Annotated in this window: 19 protein-coding genes and 1 pseudogene; 8 read left to right on the top strand and 12 right to left on the bottom strand. The window is 53.8% G+C overall.

What is annotated here, in order from left to right; genetic code table 11:
• The first annotated feature begins 13 nt into the window (after window positions 1-13).
• Complete coding sequence (locus SFC07_RS08195) at window positions 14-1,402, top strand: PFL family protein (RefSeq protein WP_411207750.1); 1,389 nt, start codon at window positions 14-16, stop codon at window positions 1,400-1,402.
• On the opposite strand, the gene SFC07_RS08190 is transcribed toward SFC07_RS08195, so the two are convergent.
• From SFC07_RS08190 to SFC07_RS08175, 4 genes are all read right to left on the bottom strand, one after another.
• Entirely contained in the window at window positions 1,392-1,931 is a 540-nt protein-coding gene (locus SFC07_RS08190) for a DUF1990 domain-containing protein (RefSeq protein ID WP_411207749.1), read from the bottom strand. The two genes, SFC07_RS08195 and SFC07_RS08190, sit on opposite strands and share 11 nt — an antisense overlap.
• Before the next feature lie 130 nt (window positions 1,932-2,061).
• Window positions 2,062-2,481 carry an ImmA/IrrE family metallo-endopeptidase gene (locus tag SFC07_RS08185; RefSeq protein ID WP_411207748.1) on the bottom strand — a complete coding sequence of 140 codons (420 nt, stop codon included), beginning with the start codon at window positions 2,479-2,481 and terminating at the stop codon, window positions 2,062-2,064.
• Between the two features lie 256 nt (window positions 2,482-2,737).
• Window positions 2,738-3,436 carry a DUF3800 domain-containing protein gene (locus SFC07_RS08180; RefSeq protein ID WP_411207747.1) on the bottom strand — a complete coding sequence of 233 codons (699 nt, stop codon included), beginning with the start codon at window positions 3,434-3,436 and terminating at the stop codon, window positions 2,738-2,740.
• 406 nt (window positions 3,437-3,842) lie between these two features.
• The gene (locus SFC07_RS08175; RefSeq protein WP_411207746.1) at window positions 3,843-5,474 is read right to left on the bottom strand and encodes an ABC-F family ATP-binding cassette domain-containing protein; all 1,632 of its coding nucleotides are present in this window, start codon (window positions 5,472-5,474) and stop codon (window positions 3,843-3,845) included.
• Between the two features lie 246 nt (window positions 5,475-5,720).
• On the opposite strand from SFC07_RS08175, the gene SFC07_RS08170 reads away from it, so the two are divergent.
• The gene (locus tag SFC07_RS08170; RefSeq protein WP_411207745.1) at window positions 5,721-6,440 is read left to right on the top strand and encodes a hypothetical protein; all 720 of its coding nucleotides are present in this window, start codon (window positions 5,721-5,723) and stop codon (window positions 6,438-6,440) included.
• Between the two features lie 84 nt (window positions 6,441-6,524).
• Here SFC07_RS08170 and SFC07_RS08165 read toward each other — a convergent pair whose 3' ends face one another.
• From SFC07_RS08165 to SFC07_RS08135, 7 genes and pseudogenes are all read right to left on the bottom strand, one after another.
• A complete protein-coding gene (locus SFC07_RS08165) occupies window positions 6,525-6,947 on the bottom strand; it encodes a metal-sulfur cluster assembly factor (protein ID WP_411207743.1) in 423 nt (140 codons plus the stop codon).
• Window positions 6,944-7,390, bottom strand: a complete 447-nt coding sequence (gene sufU, locus SFC07_RS08160; RefSeq protein ID WP_411207742.1) for a Fe-S cluster assembly sulfur transfer protein SufU — start codon at window positions 7,388-7,390, stop codon at window positions 6,944-6,946. The genes SFC07_RS08165 and sufU overlap by 4 nt, the downstream gene beginning before the upstream one ends.
• Complete coding sequence (locus tag SFC07_RS08155) at window positions 7,387-8,655, bottom strand: cysteine desulfurase (RefSeq protein ID WP_411207741.1); 1,269 nt, start codon at window positions 8,653-8,655, stop codon at window positions 7,387-7,389. The genes sufU and SFC07_RS08155 overlap by 4 nt, the downstream gene beginning before the upstream one ends.
• Window position 8,656: 1 nt before the next feature.
• Complete coding sequence (gene sufC / locus SFC07_RS08150) at window positions 8,657-9,415, bottom strand: Fe-S cluster assembly ATPase SufC (RefSeq protein WP_411207740.1); 759 nt, start codon at window positions 9,413-9,415, stop codon at window positions 8,657-8,659.
• Between the two features lie 97 nt (window positions 9,416-9,512).
• Window positions 9,513-10,691 carry a Fe-S cluster assembly protein SufD gene (sufD, locus tag SFC07_RS08145; protein WP_411207739.1) on the bottom strand — a complete coding sequence of 393 codons (1,179 nt, stop codon included), beginning with the start codon at window positions 10,689-10,691 and terminating at the stop codon, window positions 9,513-9,515.
• A 5-nt stretch (window positions 10,692-10,696) separates the two neighbouring features.
• A complete protein-coding gene (gene sufB / locus SFC07_RS08140; protein WP_411207738.1) occupies window positions 10,697-12,142 on the bottom strand; it encodes a Fe-S cluster assembly protein SufB in 1,446 nt (481 codons plus the stop codon).
• Window positions 12,139-12,844 (bottom strand): annotated as a pseudogene (locus tag SFC07_RS08135) (helix-turn-helix transcriptional regulator). Before SFC07_RS08135 ends, sufB begins: the two are co-directional and overlap by 4 nt.
• Window positions 12,845-13,163: 319 nt before the next feature.
• On the opposite strand from SFC07_RS08135, the gene mptB reads away from it, so the two are divergent.
• From mptB to SFC07_RS08110, 5 genes are all read left to right on the top strand, one after another.
• Window positions 13,164-14,924 carry a polyprenol phosphomannose-dependent alpha 1,6 mannosyltransferase MptB gene (mptB, locus tag SFC07_RS08130; RefSeq protein ID WP_411207737.1) on the top strand — a complete coding sequence of 587 codons (1,761 nt, stop codon included), beginning with the start codon at window positions 13,164-13,166 and terminating at the stop codon, window positions 14,922-14,924.
• Window positions 14,925-14,930: 6 nt separating this feature from the next.
• A complete protein-coding gene (locus SFC07_RS08125; protein ID WP_411207736.1) occupies window positions 14,931-15,950 on the top strand; it encodes an ABC transporter ATP-binding protein in 1,020 nt (339 codons plus the stop codon).
• A 123-nt stretch (window positions 15,951-16,073) separates the two neighbouring features.
• Window positions 16,074-16,781 carry an ABC transporter permease gene (locus tag SFC07_RS08120; RefSeq protein ID WP_411207863.1) on the top strand — a complete coding sequence of 236 codons (708 nt, stop codon included), beginning with the start codon at window positions 16,074-16,076 and terminating at the stop codon, window positions 16,779-16,781.
• 189 nt (window positions 16,782-16,970) lie between these two features.
• Window positions 16,971-17,939: a COX15/CtaA family protein gene (locus SFC07_RS08115; RefSeq protein WP_411207862.1), complete on the top strand. Its 969-nt coding sequence runs from the start codon at window positions 16,971-16,973 to the stop codon at window positions 17,937-17,939.
• Window positions 17,940-18,033: 94 nt separating this feature from the next.
• The gene (locus SFC07_RS08110; protein WP_411207735.1) at window positions 18,034-19,002 is read left to right on the top strand and encodes a quinone oxidoreductase family protein; all 969 of its coding nucleotides are present in this window, start codon (window positions 18,034-18,036) and stop codon (window positions 19,000-19,002) included.
• Between the two features lie 60 nt (window positions 19,003-19,062).
• Here the strand turns inward: SFC07_RS08110 and SFC07_RS08105 are convergent, their stop codons facing one another.
• Window positions 19,063-20,019, bottom strand: coding sequence for a heme o synthase (locus SFC07_RS08105; protein ID WP_411207861.1), 957 nt, complete (start codon window positions 20,017-20,019; stop codon window positions 19,063-19,065).
• A gap of 695 nt (window positions 20,020-20,714) precedes the next feature.
• On the opposite strand from SFC07_RS08105, the gene tkt reads away from it, so the two are divergent.
• Window positions 20,715-22,808, top strand: coding sequence for a transketolase (gene tkt / locus SFC07_RS08100; RefSeq protein WP_411207734.1), 2,094 nt, complete (start codon window positions 20,715-20,717; stop codon window positions 22,806-22,808).
• Window positions 22,809-22,978: the final 170 nt, after the last annotated feature.

Below are 22,978 nucleotides of genomic sequence, written 5' to 3'. Positions count from 1 at the left end.
CGCTGAAAAATCTATGACTAATTTTATGTCTACCTCAGGTTTTAATGATCGCTCCACCAAGGGCATCCTGGATACCATCGAGATGATTGAGAAGTATCGCCTGGATATCCGCACTGTCACCATGGGTATTAGCCTGCTGGAATGCGCGCGCAACACCATGGAAGAAACCTGCCAGGCGGTTTATGATCGCGTAGCCACCCAAGCTGCGCGCTTGGTAGAGGTTTGTGAAGGAATTGAGCGCGAGCTGGGCATTCCGATTGTCAATAAGCGCATCTCGGTCACCCCAATTGCGCTGGTTACCGCGGGTTGCAAGGGTAATCCCGCCGATGTTGCCCATGCTTTGGATAAGGCTGCCAAGGAAGTTGGCGTGAACTTTATCGGCGGATACTCCGCTTTGGTGGAAAAAGGTGGCACCACCTCGGATATTCGCCTTATCCGCTCGATCCCTGAAGCCCTTAGCGAGACCGATGTGGTCTGCGGTTCGGTCAACGTTGCTTCCTCCCGTGCCGGCATCAATATGAACGCCGTGAAGGAAATGGGCCGTGTGGTCAAGGGAGCTGCAGCACTAACGGCTGATTCTTCCGCCATTGCCTGCGCCAAGCTGGTGGTTTTTGCCAATTCTGTGGGCGATAATCCTTTCATGGCTGGCGCTTTCCACGGCATTGAAGAACCAGACTGCGTGGTCAGCGTGGGTGTCTCTGGCCCTGGTGTGGTCAGCCGCGCGCTTGGCAATATGGAGGGCGCGAGCCTTGACCAAGTTGCCGAGGAAATCAAGAAAGCTGCCTTTAAAATCACCCGCACGGGGCAGTTGGTCGGCGCCATGGCCTCCGAGCGCCTCGGCGTCCCCTTCGGCATCGTTGACCTCTCCCTGGCGCCGACCGCCGAGGTCGGCGACTCAGTGGCCAATATTTTAGAGGTCATGGGGTTAGACCAGGTAGGCACGCACGGCACCACCGCCGCGCTGGCATTGCTTAACGACGCCGTAAAGAAAGGTGGAATGATGGCATGTTCCCGCGTCGGCGGGCTATCTGGATCATTTATCCCTGTTTCTGAGGATAAGGGCATGATCGACGCCGTTCGCGCAGGCACCATCTCTATTGACAAGCTCGAAGCAATGACTGCAATCTGCTCAGTGGGTCTGGATATGATCGCTATTCCAGGTGATACTCCAGCAGAAACCATCTCCGGCATGATTGCAGATGAAGCTGCCATCGGAGTGATGAACCATAAGACCACTGCGGTGCGAGTTATTCCAGTTCCGGGCACTGTACCGGGAGATGAAGTGGACTTTGGTGGACTCCTCGGCTACGCACCAGTTATCCCTGTGAATACAGTTTCCAACCGCGACTTTATTAACCGTGGCGGTTTTATCCCAGCCCCGGTCCACGGTTTTAGGAACTAGCTTTTTGTTCCTCGTTGCCTGGAGGGATCATGCCCTCTAGGTAACGCTGGGTGATCCACAGTTGAGTTGGGCGCACTGCCCAGTTGCCCAGCCATGCCCACCAGCGTGCTGGTTGGGAGAAAGCCACTATTCGGCCATGTACTTGGTCATTATCATCAAGGGAGATTTCGAAGGCCTCCTCCCCCTTTTCCACATGACCTTCCACCGTTCCGTAGACCATTACTGAGCGTGTTGGATGCTGAATTAGCTCGAGGATTTCACATTGCGAGGTGCTCCCGGCAAATTTTAGGCTGATGATCTCACCCTTGTCGATGGTTCCTACCACCTCTATCCGCGCATTTGCATGCACCTGCCCACTTTTTAGACGCCGCACAGCATCGATATAACACTGATCACCCTGGCCAATGACAATTGAGTGATCGTCAATCTGCCATCCCTTGAGGCCTAAATTGGCCGGTGTCTCCCCCTCTAGCAAACGCAAGGTGAGACGACGCAGGTGGTGCGGATAGGACAGCTCTGGGTGTTGCATGGGCAAGTGTTCCTATTCAAAATCCATAGCTAAGAGCCCTGTGACTCCCTGGGCAGAGTTGACTTCTTTGGACTGCTTCCGGAAGTTTTTTGGAGCATTTTCTTTTCACTTTAACCTGTTGAAGATGCCTTCATTGCGCTTTGCTCAAGCCGGAAGTGGAGCCTTCCAATTTTCCAAGTATTGAACCATATTTGGGGCGTTGCGTACCAAGGTAGTTTTCCAAGAAAGTCTTCCCTCTTTTTGAAAGTCGCCCAACGAGAATAATTGGAGCCACATCTAGGTCAGCAGCATGTTTTTCAATCCATGCGGAGTTCACACGATCAGGAACAGCAGGTAATTGCCCGGAAATCGAAAGCTCACTAGCTAACTGATCTGCCTCAGTTTCGTAGTCAGCACTTACTGCTGAAAGATCAACAAGGATGACGTCCCCATTGTTACTGAGATGTCCCAAAAGGATGTGAGCGACCTCATGCAGGAGAGTAAATAGGACCTTATCGAACCGTTTACCCCGTCCCGAAAGGCCAATCACTGGTTGCTCATTAATCATCATTATGAAGGGTCTTTAGCCATTAGTCGATGTTCTTCATCCACACCCGAAAAGAACTCGCCGACCCATTACTCAGGTATCTTGACCTTAGACAACCATAAGCGACATACAGGGGTTATCTAATGTCTTTCTCGACTTTTCATTTTGATAAGATCTTGTCTATTTTCCGAAACGGGCATATTATCGAAGAAGTAGAGATTGTCCCAGTAGGCAACTCCGCATTGCCGAAACCCCCGCCTCGAGCGGGGGTTTCGTGCATCTAAGCCCAAATGCGCTGCCTGCCAGCACTTCGGATTTCACCAACAATATTCCACAATTGATCTTGAAGCTTTATCACGCGGGTATTCGCTTCCTTAGTGACAAGTACTCTCTGGTATACATAACAACAAAGGTCAGCGGCCTGGAGTCCTCTTAAGGTTCTTGAATCATAGAAGTCTAATTCTTTGATGGTCGACAACTTAGAGCTCTTATACCCAAAAGTTCCCAAAGATTTATATTGAATAAACTCTTTCCTACCCTCAGGCGCCGTGTAGTGATCGTCCAGATAGGTAGTTGCTTCTTCACCTACTTTAGAAGCGTATTCGTGAAAACGCTCCAGGATAAACCCAATTGCAATCGTTCGGTGATTGTAAATGTGGGTGTATTTACTCCGTTGCCTTTCCCGATCGATCGTCTCGACGAAAAGCGCACAGGAATATTGATTAATAATGCCCAGCGCTTTCTTATAGATAGAGACTGACATCTTAATAGGTATCCCAGCCCAATCATTTTTCTGCTGTATCAAATCGTAACCATGGAGTTCAGCATCGAACATCGTATTCACTGACCTTGCATACTCAAATATGGGAGAATCCAGTTCTTGGTTTAGCTTTACTAGATCTTCATCTCTCACAATTAATGCCGTGAGAATAAAGTACTTGTCTTTATGTTCAGATTCGTCAATGAAGGCATGCAGCATCCACTTACTCTAGTTCATAGATATGCTACAAAGACTCACTCAATTATTCCCCTTTAGGTAACTCCAATTCAAAGCACCTTTAGGTCAAAAATTCCCTCATCATCTAAAGGGCACGACGACGGAGTAAAAGATAAGTTACTTCTGCTTGCATAGCGTTTGATGGAACGAAGCCCAGTCTGGCGGGTTCAGTGGTGGGACGAGCCTACGTCAATCCGCCTCACCACCGAAGTCGCCCAATCAAGCAGACACTCGAGTGAGAAGGAAAATCTGGACAAGCACACGCACCTATGGCCCAAGTCGGATGATGTGACTCGGGCTGCGATATTTGGTGCGGTGAGCGTGCGGGATATCTGCGGGATATATCCCCCTATTTTAAGGGGTTTGACCTCTGTTTATGCAGGCCAGCCTAAGCCAGCTCCACGATCTCCATGTACTGGTCATTCCATAGATCTTCGGTGCCATCAGGAAGTACGATCACACGCTCTGGCTCCAAAGCCTTAACAGCTCCAGGGTCGTGTGTCACCAGTACAACGGCGCCGGTGTAAGTGCGCAAAGCGTCCAAGACCTGTTCACGAGAAACTGGATCGAGGTTGTTGGTCGGTTCGTCGAGAAGCAAAACATTGGCGCGGGAGGAAACCAGCGTTGCCAGGGCCAGGCGGGTCTTCTCACCGCCGGACAGGGTGCCGGCCGGCTGGGAGAGCTGCTCGCCGGTAAACATGAAGGCACCTAAAAGGCTGCGCAGATCCTGCTCGTCGGCATCCGGGCAGGCGTCGATGGTGTTTTGCCAGACGGACTTGTCGGGGTCGATGGTGTCGTGTTCCTGGGCGAAGTAGCCGATCTTGAGGCCGTGGCCGGAGACAATACCGCCCTCGCCGTCGGTGCGTTCCACGCCCGCAAGGAGTTTCAGCAAGGTGGTCTTACCAGCACCGTTGAATCCCAGCACAACCACGCGGGAGCCCTTGTCAATGGCGAGATCAACGCCGGCGAAGACTTCCAAAGAACCATACATTTTGGTCAGGCCAGTGGCGTTGAGCGGAGTCTTGCCGCAAGGAGCTGGCTCAGGGAAGGAAATATGAGCCACGCGGTCAGCAACGCGAATCTCATCGAGGCTGCCCATCATCTTTTCCGCACGAGCAATCATCTGTTTTGCAGCAGCAGCCTTAGTAGCCTTAGCACCCAAGCGCGCAGCCTGGTCCTTCAGCGCACTTGCCTTCTTCTCAGCATTGGCGCGCTCACGGCGACGGCGAGCCTCATCAGTTGCACGTGCGTCCTTGTACTTGGCAAAGCCCATGTTATAAACATCAGCTTCACCGCGAACGGCATCCAGGTACCAGATCTTGTTACAGACGGCTTCCAAAAGCTCAACATCGTGGGAGATCATGATCAATCCACCCTCATGCTTGGACAAAAATCCACGCAGCCAAGAAATCGAGTCAGCGTCGAGGTGGTTGGTCGGTTCGTCGAGAAGCAAGGTGGTTTTGGACTTGCCTGAGCCGTTGGTGGCGGCGAAAAGGATCTGCGCCAATTCCACACGGCGGCGCTGGCCGCCGGACAGGGTCTTCAGTTTCTGATCGAGGATGCGGGCCTCAAGGCCCAAGTTATCGCAGATCTGGGCTGCCTCAGAGTCAGCTTCATAACCACCAAGTGCCTGGTACTGCTCTTCCAGGCGGGAGTACTTGCGGATAGCGGCGTCGCGCTTGCCTTCATCGCTGGTGGTTTCCATGATTTCCTGCTGGCGCTCAATATCAGCGCGCAGCTGGTCAAGGCCACGAGCAGACAAAACACGATCGCGCGCGGTCTGTTCAATATTGCCCTCTCGGGAGTCCTGAGGCAGGTATCCGATTTCTCCGGAGGTGGTGACAGATCCGCCAAAAGGCTGGGTTTCGCCAGACAGGATCCTCATGGTGGTAGTCTTGCCCGCACCGTTTCGACCCACCAGTCCAATACGGTCGCCTGGCTGTACGCGCAGGAGTTGGCCGGGGGCATTAAGAAGGGTACGTGCGCCTACGCGCACCTCTAAATCATTGGTGACAATCACAACCTGTCAGTGTATCAACTAACTGGGTGTGGTCAATAAACGGGCAACGCTCCCCTGTTAAATCTCCGGTTTTGAGACTGGGTGCTGGCTGGTGTTTCTAGGTGCTGGATGGTGGGTGCATTCCGCGCACGGGCCAAAGCCCCGGGTACTCGTCCGATTCCCGCAGCGCTGTTTCCTGCCGCGCTGAGTTCCCCAAGTACTCTGCAAACGCCCACCTCACCGTTAAGTTTTGGCTAGGGTGGGCATATGGAGTTTCCATGGAGCAAGAAACCCAGCACAAATGCCCACTCTGGCGATGACACCTCAGGTACTTCACGTGGCACCGATTATTACGTGACCTACCAGCTTGATCAATATCAAAGTGGCAGTATGGTGTTGCGCTTTTCGCGCCCGCCTTCCAAGGCTGACCTCTTGTCCAAGGTGGCAGATTATGGCCTCAGAGCAGGTGATATTAAGGACATTAGCGCAACTCCCCTGTCTCGTCGATTAGCTGCTCCGGCCGAGCCCACCCACCGAGAGCCGGCCGCGTTACCCCAGCCACCAAGGTCCGATTCCGCGCATGTTGAGCGCGCAAGCCAAAACAACTTCAGTGATCCCGCGCCCGCAACCTGGTTGCCCACTCCGCCACCTGTGCGCCAGCGCAGTTTGGAGGAGCGCCGCCAAGCGCAGTCAAAGAAAAAAGCTGGGTGCCTCGGTCCCTTGCTGGGCATTATTCTCGCAGGCTACATAGGTGTGGCTATCACTGCCGATAATTCCTACGTGGACGGCCAGCTCAGCAATTATGCCACTGACTATAACGCCAACTTTTTTGAGAAAATCTCCCAGTGCAATGACATCCGCACAGACCGCGCCGCGTCCAAAGAGGTGATTTGGGGCGAGCGGCCTGGTCTTTTTGAGGATCGTACCTCCACCTTCGCCCTGCACCCAGCCAACCTTGCCTTCATGGCAGGTTGCTTAAAAGATTAAAAGCGTGCTTTTCGACGAAAAAATCCACCGCTTACCCTTGGTAGGATTTAGCGGTGGATTCTTAGATAGCTTTAATTAAAAACCTTAGACTGCAAAGCCTAGGGCCTGAAGTTGGGCACGGCCTTCTTCCGTGATCATATGTGGACCCCATGGTGGCATCCAGACCCAGTTGATGGATAGCTTCTCGGTGATGCCATTGCCAACAACTGCGGTGCGCGCTTGATCTTCAATAACCTCAGTCAGCGGGCAAGCTGGTGACGTGAGAGTCATATCGATGTGGGCTTCATTGCCGTTGATGATGTAAATATCGTAGACAAGTCCCAGGTCAACCACGTTGATTCCGAGTTCAGGGTCGATAACGTCGCGCATGTACTCCTCGACGTCACTTGCCTTTGCCAGGTCTTCCTCGGACTGTTCTGGGCGTTCGCCGACAGGAGATTCGAAGGTTGCGGAGTTTTGCTCCTCAACCTCTACCTGGTCTTGGCGATCTTCTTCGTGCTCGCTCATTTTTCCTCCATTGCTTCAGCAGTAGCTGCTTGAAAAGCCTTCCAACCGAGCAATGCGCATTTGACGCGTGCCGGATACTTGGACACACCAGCAAAAGCTACGCCATCGCCGATGATGTCCTCGTCGCCTTCGAGTTGACCTCGAGAAACAACCATTTTCTCAAATTCCTGCAGCTTAATCATGGCCTGCTCTACTGGCTGACCAACGATCTCCTCAGCCATCACAGATGTGGAAGCTTGGCTAATGGAACAACCAATTGCGTCATATGAGACATCCTCAACGGTTTTGCCGTCTTCGGAAAGCTTGACACGCAGGGTCAGTTCATCGCCACAGGAGGGGTTCACATGGTGAACCTCTGCATCAAAAGGATCCCTGAGGCCCTTGTGCTGCGGGTTTTTGTAATGATCCAGGATCACCTCCTGGTACATCTGCTCTAGCTTCATGATTCAACTCCAAAAAACTGCTTTGCCTTTTCGATTGCCGCTACCAAGGCGTCAACCTCTTCAAAGGTGTTGTACAGGTAGAAGGATGCGCGTGCGGTGGACTGCACGTTCATGCAACGGTGTACTGGCCATGCACAGTGGTGGCCCACACGGATGCACACGCCCTGGTCATCAAGAACCTGGCCAAGATCGTGCGGGTGGATGCCATCAACGCTAAAGCTAATGGCAGCTCCGCGCATTTCTGCTTCCAATGGTCCCACAATGTGCAAACCGGATACCTGCTGCAACTTCTCCAGCGCATAGGCGGTCAACGCATGCTCATGAGCAGCGATGGCCTCCATGCCGATTTCCTCGAGGAATTCTACTGCTGCACCCAGACCAACCACCTGGCTGGTCATTTGGGTACCGGCTTCAAAACGCTGTGGAGCTGCTGCGTAGGTGGTCTTTTCCATGGTCACAACTTCGATCATGGAACCACCGGTGAGGAATGGAGGCAATTCATTTAAGATATTGCTCTTGCCATAAACCACACCCACGCCAGCAGGTCCGAGCATCTTGTGTCCGGAGAATCCTGCAAAATCAACGTCCAACTCATGGAAGTTAATTGGCATATGAGGCACTGACTGGCAGGCATCAAGCACAGTGAGAGCTCCCACTGCCTTGGCACGACGTACCAATTCAGCAACATCAGCAACTGCACCGGTGACATTGGACTGGTGGGTGAAGGCGACAACCTTGACGGTGTCATCCAGCTCCAAAGAGTCCAGGTCAATGCGGCCGTCCTCGGTGACCTTGTACCACTTCAGGGTGGCGCCAGTGCGGCGGCACAATTCCTGCCAAGGTACGAGGTTCGCGTGGTGTTCCAGTTCAGTGACAACAACAGTGTCACCAGCTTTGATCTGGTACTTACCAGCGCGGTCATCACCGAGGGTGTATGCCACGAGGTTCAGCGCTTCGGTTGCATTCTTGGTGAAGGCAATTTCATGCTGTTCTGCGCCCACAAATGCCGCAATTTTCTCGCGTGCACCCTCATATGCATCAGTAGCTTCCTCCGCAAGTTCGTAAGCCCCGCGGTGGACTGGTGCATTGGTGTACAGCACAAAGCGTTCTTCAGCGCGCCATACTTTTTCAGGTCGCTGTGAGGTAGCCCCTGAGTCCAAATAGACCAGCGGTTGCCCATCTCGCACAGTGCGGCTAAGGATGGGGAATTCTGCCCTCACCTTAGCCACATTGAGGGTTCCGTCTGCGTTGAGGAAATCGGACATATTACTTGATGAACTGGTCGTAGCCGTCAGCCTCAAGCTTGTCGGCGAGCTCAGCACCACCGGTGGTGATGATGTGGCCGTCGGCAAACACGTGGATGAAGTCAGGCTTCACGTAGTTAAGGATGCGCTTGTAGTGGGTAATCATCAAGATGCCACCGTTGGTCTCTTCCTTGTAGGCATTGATGCCCTCGGAAACGATACGCAGTGCGTCAACGTCAAGGCCGGAGTCGGTCTCATCCATGATGGCGAACTTTGGCTTCAGCAGGTTGAGCTGCAGAACCTCATGGCGCTTCTTCTCACCGCCGGAGAAGCCTTCGTTAACTGAGCGGTTAGAGAACTCAGGGTCGATGGACAGTGCGTCCTGTGCGGAACGAACTTCCTTAACCCATTCGCGCAGCTTAGGAGCTTCGCCGCGGGTTGCGGTTGCTGCAGAGCGTAGGAAGTTTGCCATGGAAACGCCTGGGATCTCAGTTGGGTACTGCATAGCCAAGAAGAGGCCAGCGCGAGCGCGCTCATCAACTTCCATCTCGAGGACGTTTTCGCCGTCGAGAAGAACTTCGCCGGAGGTTACTTCATAGCGTGGGTGACCGCCAAGGGTGTAGGCCAGAGTGGACTTGCCGGAACCATTAGGTCCCATGATGGCGTGGATTTCACCGGAGTTAATGGTGAGGTTGACGCCCTTCAGGATTTCCTTAGGCTCAGCGGATTCGTCGGAGGGCAGCACCTGTGCGTGCAGGTTGCGGATTTCAAGAGTGCTCATCTATAACAATCTTTCAGGTTTAAAGCGGACTTGTACTTATAAAAGTGAATGTGCCAGGGCAGCTCCCGCTAAAGCGGAGGCCGACCCGCTGGCTACACTACATTCCGAGAACTGCGAGTTCCGAGGTAACGCGGTCTTCTAGCTCTTCACGGATGGAAGCAACTGGAACCTTGTTAATGACGTCATTAAAGAAGCCACGAACGATAAGGCGGCGTGCTTCCTCGGATGGGATACCACGAGATTGCAGGTAGAAAACCTGCTCGTCATCAAAGCGACCCACAGTTGCTGCGTGTCCTGCTCCGACAATCTGGCCGGTTTCAATTTCCAAGTTTGGAATAGCGTCTGCGCGTGCGCCTTCGGTCAGAACCAAGGTGCGGTTTGCCTCATAGGTGTCAGTACCATGCGCATTGGCGCGAATAAGTACGTCTCCTACCCAGCAGGTGCGAGCATCTGGCAGATCGGTGGTCTTGTCACCCTGCAGTGCGCCCTTGTATAGGACGTTGGAGCGGCAGTTTGGAACGGCGTGGTCGACCAAGAGGCGCTGCTCAAAGTACTGTCCGTCGTCTGCGAAGTAGACGCCGAGCATTTCTGCGTCGCCACCAGGAGCGGTGAAACGAACGCGAGGAACGATGCGGACAACCTCGCCACCAAAGGTGGCAACGGTGTGGCGCAGGGTGGCGTCGCGGCCGATTTTTGCCAGCTGGTTGCTCAGGTGAACAGCGTCGTTATTCCAGTGGGTGTCGGTGATCACGGTGAGGCGAGCATTATCGCCCACGATGAACTCGACGTTGTCAGCATGGGTACCGGAGCCAACATACTGCAGTGCGACGATGGCATCTGCGTTGTCCTGTACCTCAATGGAGATGGCACCAAAGGAGGTAACACCCTCACCCTTGCCAGTGACGGTGATGGTCACTGGTGAAGGGTTGTGAGAATTCTTGGCGAAGGTGACAACGTCACCCTCCTCCATAGAAGTCCAGGCTTGTGCGGCGACACGGTCAACCGGTCCGCCAGCACGGCCTAGTCGCTCATCGTCGCGGGATACGCGCTCGTGAGTGACAGCCTCTGCATCTGCAGGGATTTCTACAGAAACATCAGCGGTGGTCGCTGGTGCGAACTCGCCATTGTGGAGTCCACGCAAACGACGCAGGGAGATAAAACGCCACACCTCATCGCGACCGCGAGGGATCTCAAAGTCCTCCACATTAAAGGAGGTGAAGAGGTCACCCTTGGTGTTGTGAGGGGTTGCGGCTTTAACAGTTGCTACTTCAGACATTGGGCTTAGCCCACCGATCCTTCCATCTGCAATTCGATCAGTCGGTTGAGCTCGAGGGCGTACTCCATTGGGAGTTCCTTCGCAATAGGCTCAACAAAGCCACGGACGATCATGGCCATAGCTTCTTCTTGGGCAAGTCCACGGCTCATGAGGTAGAAGAGCTGCTCCTCAGAAACCTTGGAGACAGTTGCCTCGTGACCAAGGGAAACGTGATCATTGCGGATGTCGTTATATGGGTAGGTATCAGAACGAGAGATATCGTCAACCAAAAGCGCGTCACACTCAACGTTTGAGGTGGAGTGGTGCGCATTGGCGTTGATCTGAACCAAGCCACGGTATGCCGCGCGTCCGCCACCACGGGCAACAGACTTGGAGACAATGTTGGAAGAGGTATAAGGAGCCATGTGGGTCATCTTGGCGCCAGTGTCCTGGAACTGTCCCTCACCTGCGAAAGCAACGGAGAGAACTTCGCCCTTTGCGTGTGGACCAGTCATCCATACGGCTGGATACTTCATAGTGACCTTGGAGCCGATGTTGCCATCGATCCATTCCATGGTGCCGCCTTCTTCAACCTTGGTGCGCTTGGTCACCAGGTTGTAGACGTTGTTGGACCAGTTCTGAATGGTGGTGTAACGGCAACGTCCACCCTTCTTCACGATGATCTCAACAACTGCGGAGTGCAGGGAGTCAGACTTATAAATAGGAGCGGTACAGCCCTCGACGTAGTGCACATAAGCATCTTCATCAACGATGATAAGGGTGCGTTCGAACTGACCCATGTTCTCGGTGTTGATGCGGAAGTATGCCTGCAGTGGAATGTCCACGTGGACACCCTTTGGCACGTAGATGAAAGAGCCACCGGACCATACAGCGGAATTCAGCGCGGAGAACTTATTGTCGCCGGCTGGAATAACGGTGCCGAAGTACTCCTGGAAAAGCTCAGGATATTCCTTCAGTGCGGAGTCGGTGTCCAGGAAGATAACGCCCTTTTCTTCCAGGTCTTCGCGGATCTGGTGGTAAACAACCTCAGATTCATACTGAGCTGCCACACCTGCAACTAGACGCTGCTTCTCAGCCTCAGGAATACCCAACTTGTCGTAGGTGTTCTTGATGTCGTCTGGAAGGTCTTCCCAGCTCTGAGCCTGCTTCTCGGTGGAACGGACGAAGTACTTAATGTTGTCAAAGTCAATACCAGAAAGGTCTGCACCCCAGGTTGGAACTGGCTTCTTTTCAAAGATGCTCAGTGCCTTGAGACGCTGCTGGAGCATCCATTCTGGCTCGTTCTTCTTGGCAGAGATGTCGCGAACAACATCCTCGCTCAGACCGCGCTGGGCGGAAGCGCCCGCAGCGTCAGAGTCGTGCCAACCGTAGTTGTAGGGACCAATGGACTCAATAATTTGGTCATCGGTCAAGGGCTCAGTAACCCCTGGGTTCGTAGTTGCCGAAGTCATGATCCGCTCCTTTCATCAGGAGTGTTTGATGGGTGTCAATGGGATATTTGTTGTGCAGATACCGTGGCCATCGGCGATTGTTGCCAATGGCTGTGTGTGCTGTCCGAGAAGTTCTGAAACTGCCTGGTGCTCTGCCTCACATAACTCGGGAAATTCCGAAGCTACGCTTGAAATTGGGCAGTGATGCTGGCAGATTTGCAAACCATTTCCGACAGTGTTGACAGTTGCTGCATAACCATGCCGACTAAAAGCTTCAACCAAGGATTTGGCTGTATCCTCAATTGATTGATCTCCCTCGTGAACGGGTGTTACCCCTTCCACAATGGTGGCGATCCGCTTTTGGGCAAATTTCCTTACAGCTGCGTCTCCGCCGACATCCCGGAGGGTGTCTAGGGCTGCCACTGCAAGAAGGTCATATTCATGGCCAAAAATAGAACGACCTTTGTCGGTAAGCCGATAAGATTTTGCCGGCCTGCCGCGGGTCTTTGGCTCATAAGGATTCTGTCGGGGCGCTGCCGCTTCCGCCAGATGTTCCTCAACCAGATTGTCTAAGTGTCTGCGCACTCCTACTGTTGAAAGCTGAAGCTCATCTGCAATCTCAGAAGCAGTCACCGGTGCACGTTCCAGCAAGATCAGCAAAATTTTCCGGCGCGTATCGCCGTCAACGGCATGCACGTCGCGATCATTAAGAACTTTTTCCACTGGGGTGTCACCTCCTGCCTGTAGAGCGTTTGATTGCCTATGGTGTTCCACTTACATCTTTAGACAACACAAGTGTTCCCTAATTCTATTCCCCTGTCCAATCTCTACCGCCCAACCTGCGGAAATAGCCCCTAGATAAGGGTTATTAATAAAACCTTTAAGGCTTAAAAACTAACTAAAGGTTCCCTTATTTAGCCTGCTTATTGAATTAGATTCAGCCACGGAAACTAAAACCCACACTTTCCAAAAATTTTTGTGAAATAGCTCTCACAGCCAGGCAAACCGGAGTCAGTCTCTCCCAGTGCGTAGAATATGGCGGGTGAGTAAGGACGAACAGATAAAAAATGGAACCGAGCCAGGCGTAGATCAACCCCGATTCGCCCGGCTCCCCCGTCCTTTACGCAGCATTGCCCAAGCCTTTCCGCACCTCGGCAGCCCAGGTTCGCGGTCCGCAAGCTTGCACGTCGAGCCCAGCGATGATTTCACCACAACAACGCTTCTCGACGTCGCGACCACCGCACCCTCACCCGCTCACCGCGCGCTCAGCGCGGTGGAACTTAGGCGTTTTGCTTTCCTTAGATATATAGGAACAATTGGCACTCTGATGATCGCCTTTGGCGCTTTGGGTGCTGGCGCACTGCCTGTGGTTAACAACCCTTATGTTAATTTCCCAGGTGGAAATTTAATGGCGCGCATGTTGCAGTCATCATCGATGGTGGTCCTTATCGGCGTGGGCTTTTTAGTTTTAGCCTGGGTTATGCTGGCGCCACTTCTGGGCGATTTTTTTAAATCCTCGGACGATAGCCGCCCCGCATTAACGCTATCCATGTTGCGCCGTACGTTTGCAGCCTGGGTGGCTCCCCTGATGCTAACTGCGCCACTTTTTACCCAAGATATTTATTCCTACTTGGCACAAGGGTCAATTGTGTCCTATGGCCTGGATCCATACGCTGGTGGCCCTTTGGAACTTCTTGGCCCCGATAATCACCTAGCCCGTTCTGTTCCCTTTATTTGGGCCCAGTCGCCGTCGCCCTACGGTCCGGTGGCGCTCGGCATAGCGTCGTCGATAAGCGTTATTACCAATGACAGCATCGTGGGTGGAGTTCTTGCCCACCGCCTGGTGGCGCTGCTGGGTGTGCTGGCTGCGGGGTGGGCGGTGACGATGCTCGCACGGCGGTGTCGGGTGTCGGAGGAGGTGGCCTTTTGGCTCGGAATTTTGAATCCGCTGCTGATCCTGCACCTCATTGGTGGCATCCATAATGAATCGGTGCTGCTGGGATTTATGCTGGTAGGCCTGGAATTGGGGCTGCGCGGGGCTGATAAGATTCGCACCGGCCTCTGGAAGCCAGCAGTTTTTTATCTGCTTGGCAGTGGTGTGCTTATTAGCTGCGCTGGCTTGGTCAAGGTTACTGGCTTTATTTGCCTAGGATTTGTGGGCATGGCGATCGCCCGCGAGTTTCATGCCCGCGGATTTAAGCATGTTTCTTCAATCGGTTTCGCAATCGGTATTCAAGTCTTTAGCCTTGTTTTCACGGTGGCAGTGGTGAGTGCAATCACCGGAATCGGGCTGGGTTGGGTCACCGGCCAAGGTGGAGCTGCGACGATTCGCAGTTGGATGTCCATCACCACCAATATCGGCGTCGTTTTTGGTTTCCTGTCGATGAATCTGGGGTTGGGTGACCACACTTCAGCAATGCTCGCAGTCACGCGAACTGCCGGAATTTTGGTGGCAGGTGCTTTTATGTTGCGCATGCTGCTGGCCACTTATCGAGGTCAAATTCATGCCGTAGGTGGATTGGGAGTAGCGACCTTTGTCCTCGTGATTTTGTTCCCGGTAGTTCACCCTTGGTACATGCTGTGGGCAATTGTGCCGCTGGCGCCCTGGGCCAACCGTCCGCTCTTCCAAATCGGTGTGATTGCCTACTCCACCGCATTTAGCTTTTTTGTATTACCCCGTGGCTTGGCGTTGCCACCATCGACAGTTTTTAATATCTACTTTGGCGCAGCATTAGGTTTTGCAGCCTTGCTCGCAGTTGGATGGTGGAGGTTGAAGCGATCTCCAACCTTTGGACTACACTGAATCTTTGTGACTTCTGAGTTCTCCGCGGCACAATCCCCATCTGAGCTGCTTCACCGCAGCTTAGATGCGCATACTTCTGCATCTTCGCAGCAGCCTGCAATAGTGCTCAAAAACGTTATCAAAACCTTCGGCGATACCACCGCAGTTAATGGGCTTTCCTTTAGCGTGGCGCGTGGTTCAGTTTTAGCTCTGCTCGGCCCCAATGGCGCTGGCAAAACCACCACCATTGAGATGTGTGAGGGCTTTACAGCTCCCACCTCCGGTGAGATTGAGGTGCTGGGCATTAACCCCACCACCTATCCCGATCAGGTGCGCCGTCGCATTGGCATCATGCTCCAAGGTGGTGGATCCTATAGTGGCATTCGCGTCCTAGAAATGCTGAAGCTCAGCGCTTCTTATAATGCCAATCCCCACGACCCGGAATGGCTGCTGGATTTGGTGGGTCTGCGTGAACAGCGCAACACCACTTATCGCCGGCTCTCTGGCGGTCAACAACAGCGACTCTCCCTTGCCTTGGCACTTATTGGCCGCCCTGAGGTGGTCTTCCTTGATGAGCCAACTGCTGGCATGGACGCGCAATCGCGCAATATGGTCTGGGAGTTGGTGAGCAACCTCAAACGCGATGGTGTCACCGTCATTTTGACCACCCACCTCATGGATGAGGCTGAAGCACTGGCAGATCAAGTGATCATCATTGACAAGGGCCAGATTGTTGCTAGTGGTACCCCGGAGCAACTCACCAGCGAAAATAAGGAACGCGGGGGAAATATATCCCTGGAAACCACCACCGCACTTGACCTGGACGAGCTCATGAATGGCTTGCGGGCTGCGGGTGTAGCCAATGCTCAGATTAGGGCCAGCCGGCCACTGTCTTATTCCATCAAGGTTGACCCCACTCCGGAAACCATTGCACACGTTGCTCAAGCTATTGCACAGCAAGGTGTATTAATTAGTGCGCTCAACACTGGCCACCGATCTTTGGAAGATGTCTTCCTCGAAATCACTGGCAAAGAACTAAGGAGTTAATCCCCCATGTCTCAAACTCCCCACACTCCTTCGAGCCCTCAGACTCATCTAGCCGGCGCGGGCGCTGCACACTACGCTCCGGGCACTTTTGCCCCGGCACCTCAGCGTGCAACCCCAGCTCGCATGCTGGTGGCCCAGGGAAAAGTAGAATCTCTACTCTTCTTACGCCATGGCGAGCAACAATTGCTCAATATCATCATTCCTTTTTTGGGTCTTATTGCCTTGGCAAAGTTTGACCTTGTTCCAGGAGAACACTCCCTGGACAAAACCTTCCCCTTCATTCTGGCAGTGGCTTCCATGAGCTCAGGCTTTACAGGTCAAGCCATCAGCCTTGCCTTTGACCGTCGATACGGCGCCCTTAAACGCACCGGCGCCAGTGGTGTCCCCGCTTGGACCATCATTTTTGGCAAGGTCATTGCTGTTGTCGCTGTGACTATCGTCCAAGTCATTATCCTTGGTACCACCGCCTTGCTGCTGGGCTGGAGCGCCCCACTGGGCGGAGTCATCTTTGGGCTTTTCACCCTCTTTGTGGGTGTGGCCACCTTTACGGCAATGGGTCTTCTTATGGGTGGCACGCTATCTTCCGAGCTGGTACTAGCCTTGGCCAACCTCATCTGGATTACCCTCACCGGCCTTGCTGCCTGGGCAGTATTTTCCTCCGAGGTTGACGCTGGCGGGCTGCTTTCCCTTATTCCTTCCATTGCCCTGGGCCACGGCATGGTTGAAGCCTTTAATGGCCATCTGCCCTGGGTGCAGCTAGGAATCCTGCTGCTATGGTTGCTGGGTACGTCAATCGCAGCCAATAAGCTTTTTAGTTTTACCGCCAAATAGTCGCCATCCCACCCATCCGGGAGCTCGATCACCCGGTGGCGAGTCGGATAATTTCCCCAAAAGTTCCGAGCCTTGATAGTGGTTAATCCCACTGCGTACGGGGCTTTTTCAATTCCCTAAAATCCCCTGAGAAGGGTTAAGGTTGTCGCTGTGTCTACTTCGATTGTGCCCTCTGATCAGTCCTTTAAGATGAAGCCATTTGCCAAATGGGCTCCCTCCATGAAGTTGCAGCGAATTCTTGCACTTTTGCTGCTGATTTTCCAGGGTGGTATCACCGTCACTGGCTCTATCGTGCGCGTCACTGGCTCTGGCCTGGGTTGTGATACCTGGCCGCTGTGCCACGAAGGCTCCCTCGTTCCTGTCGCAGGTGCGGCTCCCTGGATCCACCAGGCCGTGGAGTTCGGCAACCGCATGCTGACCTTTGTGTTGGTTGTGGCCGCGCTGTCCGTGTTCCTCTCCGTGCTTGCTGCTAAACGACGCAAAGAGATTGTGATCCACTCCTTCATTCAGGGCCTGGGCATTATCGCCCAAGCTGTCATCGGTGGCATCACCGTTTTGGTTGATCTGCACTGGTACGCAGTTGCTTTGCACTTCCTGCCTTCGATGATTCTGGTCTTCCTCGCGGCAGTGTTGTACACCCGTATCGGCGAGCCTGATGATGGCACCATCCAAACCGCTTTCCCAGGCTGGATTCGCGTAGTGGCAGTTATTGCGACCATCGCCCTGGCGGTAGTTCTCATCACCGGCACCATGACCACCGGCGCAGGCGTGCACTCCGGCGACGACGGCGTAGGCATGGAAGGCCGCCTCGAGGTAGATATTGACTGGATGGCCCATGTTCACGGCTACAACATGTATGTCTATCTCCTCTTGACCCTCATCGTGGTCTTTGGCCTTTACCGCGCGAAGGCTGCAACAAAGACCCAAAAACTGGGAATTGCGCTCATCCTCTTCATTTTGATTCAGGCGGGCATCGGCATCCTGCAATATCGCATGGGCGTGCCACGTTGGACTATTCCATTCCACATCGCCATGTCTGCCGCGGTAGTTGCCTTCACCTCCCTTTTGTGGGCTCAGGGGCGTCCACGCGTGGGTGGAAAAGCCACCATCACTGGTTCCCCTGCAGGCGACCAAAAACAGCAGGTGCTCTCTGCCTAAATAGCAAGAGAATTTTGCCCTCACGGTTTTACCGTGGGGGCATTTTTGGATCTTTTATAAACCTCTTCTGCCTGGCACGGTTAATGTGGAAAATATGAAGGCAATTAAAGTTTCCCAGACCGGTGGCCCGGAAGTATTGGAATTTTGCGATGTGGAAGCTCCCCAGCCCACCGCAGATCAGGTTCTCGTCAGCGTAACCATGGCAGGTGTCAACTACATCGACACCTATTACCGGGAAGGCATTTACCATTCCCGTCTGCCCCTCATTCCCGGTTTTGAGGGCACTGGTCGGGTCATTCACGATCCCCAAGGTCTCATCGCCGAAGGCACCAAAGTGGCCTGGTGCGATGCCATGGGTTCCTATGCCCAACAGGTTTGTGTGCCCCGCGATCGTCTGGTGGCAGTGCCAGAGCAAGTAAGCCCGGAAATTGCTGCCTCGATGTTGATGCAGGGCATGACCGCGCACTTCCTCACCCACGGTGTCTATGAGCTTAAGGAAGGCGATAGCTGCCTGATCACCGCCGGCGCTGGTGGCGTTGGCTTATTGGCCACCCAGATGGCAGCAGCTCAGGGCGCGCGCGTCTATAGCGTGGTTTCCACCGATGAAAAGGCGGAGCTAGCCCTAGACGCTGGCGCCACCGAGGTATTCCGCTACTCCGATAATTTGGCCGAGCAGGTACGCCGCCACAATGGCGGACATGGCGTGGACGTGGTTTATGACGGAGTCGGCCAGGCCACCTTCATGGAGTCTTTGGAAGCTGTGCGCCCTCGTGGCACCGTCTGCCTCTTTGGCGCAGCCTCCGGCCCTGTAGAGCCCTTTGATCCACAATTGCTCAATAGCCACGGCTCAATCTTCCTCACCCGCCCCTCCCTCGGCGCCTGGACCTCCGAAGAAGGCGAGTTTGCCAAACGCGCCCAAGCAGTCACGCAGGCGATTGTTGACGGCACCCTAAGGGTGCGAGTTACCGGTACTTATGAGCTTGTCGACGCCCCCTCGGCCCATCGCGATCTGCAGTCTCGGGCCACCAGCGGTTCGATTGTGCTGCGGATTCCACAAGATTAAAAAATGCTGGCTTGCACCAAAGTGGTGCAAGCCAGCATTTTTTCGTCGAAAAACAGTTTTTTAGAAGAAGGTGGTGGTCCAGCCCAGCATCTCGCCGATGGTCTGCAGGCCGAGGACTGCGTCTACGGACAGCGCCACGAAGAGCACAGCCAGGTAGTTATTGGAGAGAATAAACAGCTTCAAAGGCTTCACCTTGCCACCATTTTTGATGCCGATGTGGAGCTTGATCGCCATAAAGAGGAAGGTCACGCCGGAGAGTACGGAAACCACGGCATAGATCCAACCGGTGGCTGGGATCAGCAAGAATGTGGTCAGTACAGTTGCTACGGAGTACCACACAATCTGTGAGGTGACCTGCACAGGAGTGCGGACAACTGGAAGCATTGGCACACCAGCGGCCTTATAATCCTCGCGGTACTTCATGGCCAGCGCCCAGGTATGTGGCGGGGTCCAGAAGAAGATGACCATAAAGAGCACAATGGCCTGCCACCACTGCTGTGGAACGCCTGCAGGGAAGCTATCAACAATCACTGCCCAGCCCACGAGCACCGGCATACAGCCAGCGGCGCCACCCCATACAATGTTCATGTGGGTACGTCGCTTAAGCCACTTGGTATAAACAAAAATATAAAAGAAGATTGTGATCATCACGAAGATCGCTGCGGTAAGCGAGTTACACAGCAACCACAACCACAGGAAGCTGGCGATGGTGAGCACCCAAGCAAAGATTGAGGCATCGCGGTTGCTAACCGTGTGGCGCACTAATGGTCGAGCCCTGGTACGTCCCATCTGCTGGTCGATATCAGAATCGGCAACCATATTAAAGGTATTGGCAGCAGCAGCTCCCATCCAGCCACCGAAGACGGTGAGCAAAATGAGAACAATATTATTTTCCCCACGCTCTGCTTGCAGCATGGTGGGAATTGTGGCGACTAAAAGGAGTTCGATCACCCTGGGCTTCGTTAGCGCAATATAGGCCTTGATCGTCTCCAAGGATTTTCCTCCACAACGTTGCATTTTTATATCACTCATGTACTTAAAGAAGCGCGCCATCAATTCCATTTGGAACTAATGGTGCTTTCACATGCCTTGGTCAAGCACTGTGCCACCACATTTTCCACTGTTTTTTTAGATCTTTGAAAAATGCCGGATAGCTCAGTTGTCGGATGAGGCTTTGGAAAAGTTCCCAAATCACGTTTCTTTAAAGTTTTTGCCTCATTTGGCATGCAGATCGCAGTGTGAAATTGCTAAATCTCCCACTTTGACCAGACTTTGCCATGCTATCTTTAAACGCCTTGGTTTGAGTAATCGAGGTGCAGAAATTCACCTTTTCTCCCCCTCTGGTTGGTCGTGTGGGCTGGCCGGCTGCAGCTGAATTAAGGGGATTTGCGGCACTGGGGAGGAGAAATTGAGAAAATTATTCTCTTTCGTCTCAGAAAAATTTCCAAAAACTCCCAAGAAACTCCTGCATATGCTTGAATTGGTCGTATCTTATAGCCGACCGAAACACACTCAGTTATAAAATGGGGGCGACATCACTAAGCTATAAGGTGTTGTAAGTCCACAAATTGCCGTCGGTAGATCCGAGTCACATATTCGGAACTGCCACTTTGGTATGTATGTAGGCTGATTAACTAGACGCGGACCGGACATCGGATCCTCGTACATGAACCCAACTTCATCCCGGTTTAACCCAGGAAGGATTGACCACCTTGACGCTGTCACCTGAACTTCAGGCGCTCACTGTACGCAATTACCCCTCCGATTGGTCCGATGTGGACACCAAGGCAGTGGACACCGTCCGTGTCCTTGCTGCTGATGCGGTAGAAAATTGTGGATCTGGCCACCCCGGCACCGCAATGAGCTTGGCTCCCCTTGCTTACACCTTGTACCAGCGTGTGATGAACGTTGATCCGCAGGACACCAACTGGGCTGGCCGTGACCGCTTTGTTCTTTCCTGTGGTCACAGCTCCCTCACCCAGTACATCCAGCTGTACTTGGGTGGATTTGGCCTGGAAATGGATGACCTTAAGGCATTGCGTACCTGGGATTCCCTCACCCCAGGACACCCTGAGTACCGCCACACCAAGGGCGTTGAAATCACCACCGGCCCACTGGGCCAGGGTCTCGCTTCCGCTGTTGGTATGGCAATAGCATCTCGCCGCGAACGCGGTCTTTTTGACCCTGAGGCTCCTGCTGGCGAATCCCCCTTTGATCACTACATCTACGTTGTAGCTTCTGATGGTGACCTCCAGGAAGGCGTTACTGCCGAGGCTTCCTCCTTGGCTGGTACCCAGCAGCTGGGCAACCTCATTGTCTTCTGGGATGACAACCGTATCTCCATCGAAGATGACACCGAGATCGCCTTCAACGAAGACGTTATTGCTCGCTACAAGGCTTATGGCTGGCAGACCATTGAAATCGAAGGTGGCGAAGACGTTGCAGCTTTTGAGGCTGCCGTTGCTGAGGCTAAGAAGGACACCCAGCGTCCCACCTTCGTGCGCGTTCGCACCATCATTGGTTTCCCTGCTCCAACCATGATGAACACCGGCTCCGTTCACGGAGCTGCTCTGGGTGCTGAAGAAGTTGCAGCAACCAAGAAGGAACTCGGATTTGATCCTGAGGTTAGATTCGCCATCGATGATGAAGTTATTGCTCACACCCGCAAGCTTGCTGAGCGCGCCGCTGAAAAGAAGGCAGTCTGGCAGGAGAAGTTCGACAAGTGGGCTGCTGCAAACCCTGAAAACAAGGCTCTTTTTGATCGCTTGAGCGCACGTGAACTGCCCGCAGATTTCGCTGCAGAACTCCCAATATGGGAGGCAGACCCTAAGGGTGTTGCTACCCGTAAGGCTTCCGAGGCTGCACTACAGGCCCTGGGCAAGACCTTGCCTGAACTCTGGGGCGGCTCCGCTGACCTCGCAGGTTCCAACAACACCGTCATCAAGGGCTCCCCTTCCTTCGGCCCTGAGACCATCTCCACCGATACCTGGACCGCTGAGCCTTATGGCCGCAACCTCCACTTCGGTATCCGTGAGCACGCTATGGGCTCCATCCTCAACGGCATTGCGCTGCACGGTGGCACCCGTCCATACGGCGGAACCTTCCTCATCTTCTCTGACTACATGCGTCCTGCTGTTCGTCTCGCAGCTCTCATGGGCATTGACACCTACTATGTCTGGACCCACGACTCCATCGGTCTGGGCGAAGATGGCCCAACCCACCAGCCAGTAGAAACCTTGGCTGCACTGCGCGCTATCCCAGGCCTATCCGTGCTGCGCCCAGCCGATGCTAACGAGACTGCTCAGGCATGGGTTGCTTCCCTCGAGCACACCGGTGGTCCAAAGGGTCTTGCCCTTACCCGTCAGAATGTTCCAGTGCTGGAAGGCACCAAGGAGAAGGCTGCCGAAGGTGTTCGCCGCGGCGCTTACACCCTGGTTGAAGCTTCCAAGGAAACCCCAGACGTTATCCTCATGGGCTCCGGCTCTGAGGTTCAGCTCGCAGTTGAAGCTGCTCAGGCACTTGATTCCGAGGGTGTTGCAGCTCGCGTGGTTTCTGTTCCTTGCATGGACTGGTTCCTGGAGCAGGATGCTGACTACATCGAGTCCGTCCTCCCAGCAGCTGTCACCGCTCGCGTTTCCGTCGAAGCTGGCATTGCGATGCCTTGGTACCGTCTTCTCGGCACCCAGGGTCGCGCTGTTTCCCTGGAGCGCTTCGGTGCTTCCGCTGATTACAAGACCCTCTACGAAAAGTTCGGCATCACCACCGAGGCAGTTATTACAGCTGCCAAGGCTTCTATTGGCGCCTAAATTTTTCTAGAAACACCCGCTGTACAGCACATACGCCCGGGGCTTGAAATTCTCCGGAATTTTTAGCCCCGGGCTTAGTGTTGGCAAGGGTATAAAGGACTTCATAACCTAACCCTCCCCGTTCCTTATTGGTGGCGCCGCAGGCGCAGTTTGCCACAAGGGGGGAGAAA

Origin of the sequence: Corynebacterium callunae, assembly GCF_046592015.1 — a bacterium.
In the GTDB taxonomy this organism is placed as follows: domain Bacteria; phylum Actinomycetota; class Actinomycetes; order Mycobacteriales; family Mycobacteriaceae; genus Corynebacterium; species Corynebacterium callunae_A.
Note: the sequence above shows the minus strand (reverse complement) of the source record. Positions and strands in the feature narration are given on the sequence as shown.

Excerpts from the sequence above, each read along its gene's own strand:
- SFC07_RS08195 (WP_411207750.1), top strand. The coding sequence starts at position 14 with ATGACTAATTTTATGTCTACCTCAGGTTTTAATGATCGCTCCACCAAG.
- SFC07_RS08190 (WP_411207749.1), bottom strand. The coding sequence starts at position 1,931 with ATGCAACACCCAGAGCTGTCCTATCCGCACCACCTGCGTCGTCTCACC.
- SFC07_RS08185 (WP_411207748.1), bottom strand. The coding sequence starts at position 2,481 with ATGATGATTAATGAGCAACCAGTGATTGGCCTTTCGGGACGGGGTAAA.
- SFC07_RS08180 (WP_411207747.1), bottom strand. The coding sequence starts at position 3,436 with ATGCTGCATGCCTTCATTGACGAATCTGAACATAAAGACAAGTACTTT.
- SFC07_RS08170 (WP_411207745.1), top strand. The coding sequence starts at position 5,721 with ATGGAGTTTCCATGGAGCAAGAAACCCAGCACAAATGCCCACTCTGGC.
- SFC07_RS08165 (WP_411207743.1), bottom strand. The coding sequence starts at position 6,947 with ATGAGCGAGCACGAAGAAGATCGCCAAGACCAGGTAGAGGTTGAGGAG.
- sufU (WP_411207742.1), bottom strand. The coding sequence starts at position 7,390 with ATGAAGCTAGAGCAGATGTACCAGGAGGTGATCCTGGATCATTACAAA.
- SFC07_RS08155 (WP_411207741.1), bottom strand. The coding sequence starts at position 8,655 with ATGTCCGATTTCCTCAACGCAGACGGAACCCTCAATGTGGCTAAGGTG.
- sufC (WP_411207740.1), bottom strand. The coding sequence starts at position 9,415 with ATGAGCACTCTTGAAATCCGCAACCTGCACGCACAGGTGCTGCCCTCC.
- sufD (WP_411207739.1), bottom strand. The coding sequence starts at position 10,691 with ATGTCTGAAGTAGCAACTGTTAAAGCCGCAACCCCTCACAACACCAAG.
- sufB (WP_411207738.1), bottom strand. The coding sequence starts at position 12,142 with ATGACTTCGGCAACTACGAACCCAGGGGTTACTGAGCCCTTGACCGAT.
- SFC07_RS08120 (WP_411207863.1), top strand. The coding sequence starts at position 16,074 with ATGCTGGTGGCCCAGGGAAAAGTAGAATCTCTACTCTTCTTACGCCAT.
- SFC07_RS08115 (WP_411207862.1), top strand. The coding sequence starts at position 16,971 with ATGAAGCCATTTGCCAAATGGGCTCCCTCCATGAAGTTGCAGCGAATT.
- SFC07_RS08110 (WP_411207735.1), top strand. The coding sequence starts at position 18,034 with ATGAAGGCAATTAAAGTTTCCCAGACCGGTGGCCCGGAAGTATTGGAA.
- SFC07_RS08105 (WP_411207861.1), bottom strand. The coding sequence starts at position 20,019 with ATGCAACGTTGTGGAGGAAAATCCTTGGAGACGATCAAGGCCTATATT.